The following is a 4,261-nucleotide window of genomic DNA, read 5'->3' as shown; positions in this document are numbered from 1 at the left end:
CCGTCCGCCAGCGGTCCTTACGACCAGCTGCCGTGGCGCCCGGGGGTCCTCACCCTCCAGCGCTGACCCCCAACCGATCCGAACGGTTCCGCCCCGTGGCCGGCTCACCCCCGGCCACGGGCCGTCACCACCGGCAGACGCCTTCGCGCCGGACAGCGCCACACCGCCGTACGCACCAGGACTTGGTCCTGCGCTGACCGCGGCCCACGGACGCCGGCCCGCGAGCGGCCTCCGGCGGCCGTGCGGACACGGCCACCCCGAGCAGTACCCCCCACCGCGTCCCGCGGCCGCACCGTCCCGGCGGCCAGGGAACGCATCCGACCTGCGAAAGGAATCACCGTGTCAGCAATCGGACGGCTGTTACGGCGCATGCGCGCCTCGACTGCCGTATGCGCGGGCCTCCTCCTGACCGTCGGCGGTCTCGTGGGCACGGCCGCCGCCCCGGCCCAGGCCGCCACCTCCATCACGATCAACGGCGCGTCCGGCGGCCGGACCTTCGACGGCGTCGGCGCGATCAGCGGCGGGGGCGGCAACAGCAGACTCCTGATCGACTATCCCGAGCCCCAGCGCGGCCAGATCCTCGACTACCTGTTCAAACCCGGATACGGCGCCTCCCTGCAGATCCTCAAGGCCGAGATCGGGGGTGACACCAACTCCACGTCGGGGGCCGAGCCGAGTCACCAGCACACCCGGTCCGACCTGAACTGCGACCGGGGCTACGAGTGGTGGCTGATGGAGCAGGCCAAAGCGCGCAACCCGGACATCAAGCTGTACGGGCTCGCCTGGGGAGCGCCCGGCTGGATCGGCGGCGGGAACTTCTGGTCCACCGACATGACCAACTACCTGCTCTCGTGGCTGGGCTGCGCCAAACAGCACGGGCTGAGCATCGACTACCTCGGCGGGTGGAACGAGCGGGGCTACAACATCTCCTGGTACGAGCAGCTGCGCGGCGCGCTGAACAGCAACGGCTACGGAAGCGTCAAGATCGTCGCGGCCGACTCGGACTGGTCCGTGGCGGGTGACGTCAACTCCGACCCGGCGTTCGCCTCCGCGGTGGGCGTCATCGGCACGCACTACCCCTGCGGCTACCGCTCGTCCCAGTCCAACTGCTCGGTGCCGTCGGCCGCCACATCGTCCGGCAAGGCGCTGTGGGCGAGCGAGAACGGCTCGGACGACTACAACGGGGGCGCCCAGGCCGTGGCCCGCGGTATCAACCGCGGATACATCGACGGCCGGATGACCGCGTACCTCAACTGGCCGGTGGTCGCGGCGATCACGCCCAACCTGCCGTACCCCACCATGGGCCTGGCCCTGGCCTCGCAGCCCTGGTCCGGCCACTACTCGATCGGCAAGAACGCCTGGGTGACGGCACAGACCACCCAGTTCACCGCCCCGGGATGGCACTACCTCGACGCCTCCAGCGGTTACATCGCGGGCAATCGGAACAACGGCAGCTACGTTTCGCTGAAGTCCACGAACAACTCCGACTACTCCACGATCATCGAGACGATGGACGCCGGCAGCGCCCAGACGCTGAACTTCACCGTCACCGGGGGGCTGTCCGCCAGGACCGTGCACGTCTGGTCGACCGACGTCACCTCCGGCAACCCGGCCGACTACTTCGTGCACGCCGCGGACATCACCCCGTCCGGCGGCGGCTTCAGCCTCACCGTCCAGCCCGGCCGGGTGTACACCCTGACCACCACGACCGGCCAGGGCAAGGGCACCGCCACCGGCCCCGCCCAGGGCAGGCAGGCCCTGCCGTACGGCGACTCCTTCGACGGCTACGCCACCGGCGGCGAGGCCAAGTACCTCATGGACTGGCAGGGCGCCTTCGAGGCGGTGGCCTGCGGCGGCGGCCGCGGCGGCAAGTGCGTGCGCCAGATGAGCCCGCAGAAGCCGATCACCTGGGACGCGCTGACCGATCCGCACGCCCTGCTCGGTGACGTGAGCTGGGGCAACTACACCGTCTCCTCCGACGTGATGCTCGAACAGCCCGGATACGCCGAGCTGATCGGCCGTGCGGGTGGGCACGACTACGACCGCACCGGAGGGCTGAACGCCTATCACCTGCGGGTCGGCGACACCGGGGCCTGGTCGATCCTGAACTCCAACACCAACGGCACCGTGTCCACCCTGGCCCGCGGCACGACCGCGGCGCTGGGCACCAACCGGTGGCACACCCTGGCCCTCACCTTCTCCGGCGCCACCATCACCGCCGTCATCGACGGTGTCACGGCCGGTACCGTGACCGACGGCACCTGGGCCGCCGGACAGATCGGCTACGCGACCAGCCAGGGCGAGACGGCACAGTTCGACAACCTGTCCATCACTCCCGGCAGCGGCGGAAACGACGGCGGCACGACCGGCGCGATCGTCGGGGCCGCGTCCGGCCGGTGCGTGGACGTGCCGAACCAGTCGCACACGGCCGGCACCCAGGTGGAGCTGTGGGACTGCAACGGCGGCGGCAACCAGCAGTGGACGAACACCTCGGCCGGTGAGCTGCGGGTCTACGGCAGCGTCTGCCTGGACGCCGCGGGCCAGGGCACCAGCCCCGGCACCAAGGTGGACATCTGGGACTGCAACGGCGGCGGCAACCAGAAGTGGACGATCCACACCGACGGCACGATCACCGGTGACCAGTCCGGCCTCTGCCTGGACGCCACCGGCGCGGGAACGGCCAACGGCACCTTGTTGCAGTTGTGGTCCTGCAACGGCGGCGCCAACCAGAAGTGGACGCGCGACTGATCGGCAACGCGGGGACCGGCACCGGGAGCCGAACCGCCCCGGCGTCCGGAACTCCCCGCCCGTCCCCGACTCCGGAAGAAGGAGTGCATGAAACGCAAACACCTCTTGACGCCCCTCGTGGCGGCGGTACTTCTCGTCCTGGCGGCCGCCGGCACCTCGTTCGGCGGCGCCCTCGGCGGGACCGCGCCGGCCGCGGCCACCGGCGCCGCCGGGACCGCGGGCTGCGGCAAGGCCCCCACGCTGACGAGTGGGACACACACGATCCAGAGCGGCGGCCAGACGCGCAGTTACATACTGCGTGTCCCGGCCGGCTACGACGGCAACCACCCCTACCGGCTGGTCTTCGGCTTCCACTGGCGCGGCGGCACGGCCAATGACGTCGACTCGGGCGGAACGGACGGGTACAACTGGTCCTACTACGGCCTGCGGCGCCTGGCGGACAGCGCGAACAACGGCACGATCTTCGTCGCCCCCCAGGGCATCGGCAACGGCTGGGCCAACTCCGGCGGTCAGGACATAGCCTTCACCGACGCCATGGTCAGCCAGATCGAAGCAGGTCTGTGCGTCGACACCACCCAGTTGTTCTCCGTCGGCTTCAGCTACGGCGGCGCGATGTCCTACGCCCTCGCCTGCTCCCGGGCGACGGTCTTCCGCGCGGTCGCGGTCTACTCCGGCGCGAACCTCAGCGGGTGCAACGGCGGCACTCAGCCCATCGCCTACATGGGTCTGCACGGCATCAGGGACAACGTGCTCCCCATCTCCTCGGGACGGGAACTGCGCGACACCTTCGTCCGGGCCAACGGCTGCACCCCGCAGAACCCGCCCGAACCGGCCTACGGCAGCCTGACGCACATCATCACCGCCTACTCCGGATGCAGGTCCGGGTACCCCGTCGTCTGGGCCGCGTTCGACGGAGCGGGACACGACCCCGGTCCCATAGACGGTTCCACCGGCGACGGCTGGCGCACCTGGACGTCGGCAGCGGTGTGGCAGTTCCTCACCCAGTTCGGCTCGGACCAGCAACCGCAGCCGCCCTCCAACCAGGAGATCGTCGGCGAGCAGTCGGGGCGCTGCCTGGACATCAACAACTCCACCACGGCCAACGGCACCCAGGCACAGCTGTGGGACTGCAACGGCGGCTCCAACCAGCGGTGGACCCACAGCACCGGAAAGCAGCTCGTTGTCTACGGCAACAAGTGCCTGGGCACCTCCGGCCAGTCGGGGAGCGGTGCACCGGCGGCGATCTGGGACTGCGGCGGGCAGGCGGACCAGCAGTGGAACGTCAATCCCGACGGCACGATCACAGCCGTGCAGTCAGGGCTGTGCCTGGACGCCGTCGGCCAGGGGACCGCGAACGGAACGAAAGTCCAGCTGTGGAGTTGCACGGGCGGTGCGAACCAGCACTGGCGCCTGCGGAACTGACACACCCGGGCCAGGCCCCGCACCGTGCGGACCCGGCCCGCCGACAGACCGGCCCCGGACCGGTCGGGCCCGCGCCCGGCTCGGAGAAGTG

The 4,261-nt window shown here is 70.5% G+C and carries 2 protein-coding genes; both read left to right on the top strand.

What is annotated here, in order from left to right; translation table 11 throughout:
• The first annotated feature begins 339 nt into the window (after positions 1 to 339).
• Entirely contained in the window at positions 340 to 2,748 is a 2,409-nt protein-coding gene (locus tag H5J33_RS25460) for a ricin-type beta-trefoil lectin domain protein (protein WP_309485486.1), read from the top strand.
• Between the two features lie 87 nt (positions 2,749 to 2,835).
• A complete protein-coding gene (locus tag H5J33_RS25455; RefSeq protein ID WP_181797205.1) occupies positions 2,836 to 4,170 on the top strand; it encodes a ricin-type beta-trefoil lectin domain protein in 1,335 nt (444 codons plus the stop codon).
• Positions 4,171 to 4,261 lie beyond the last annotated feature (91 nt).

This window comes from Streptomyces sp. WELS2 (genome assembly GCF_013870595.1).
Classification (GTDB): Bacteria; Actinomycetota; Actinomycetes; order Streptomycetales; family Streptomycetaceae; genus Streptomyces.
The sequence above is the reverse complement of the archived record's forward strand: the minus strand, read 5'-3'. Positions and strand labels throughout refer to the sequence as shown.

Bases quoted from the DNA above. Each gene is read 5' to 3' on its own strand.
- H5J33_RS25455 (WP_181797205.1), top strand. From the start codon at position 2,836: ATGAAACGCAAACACCTCTTGACGCCCCTCGTGGCGGCGGTACTTCTC.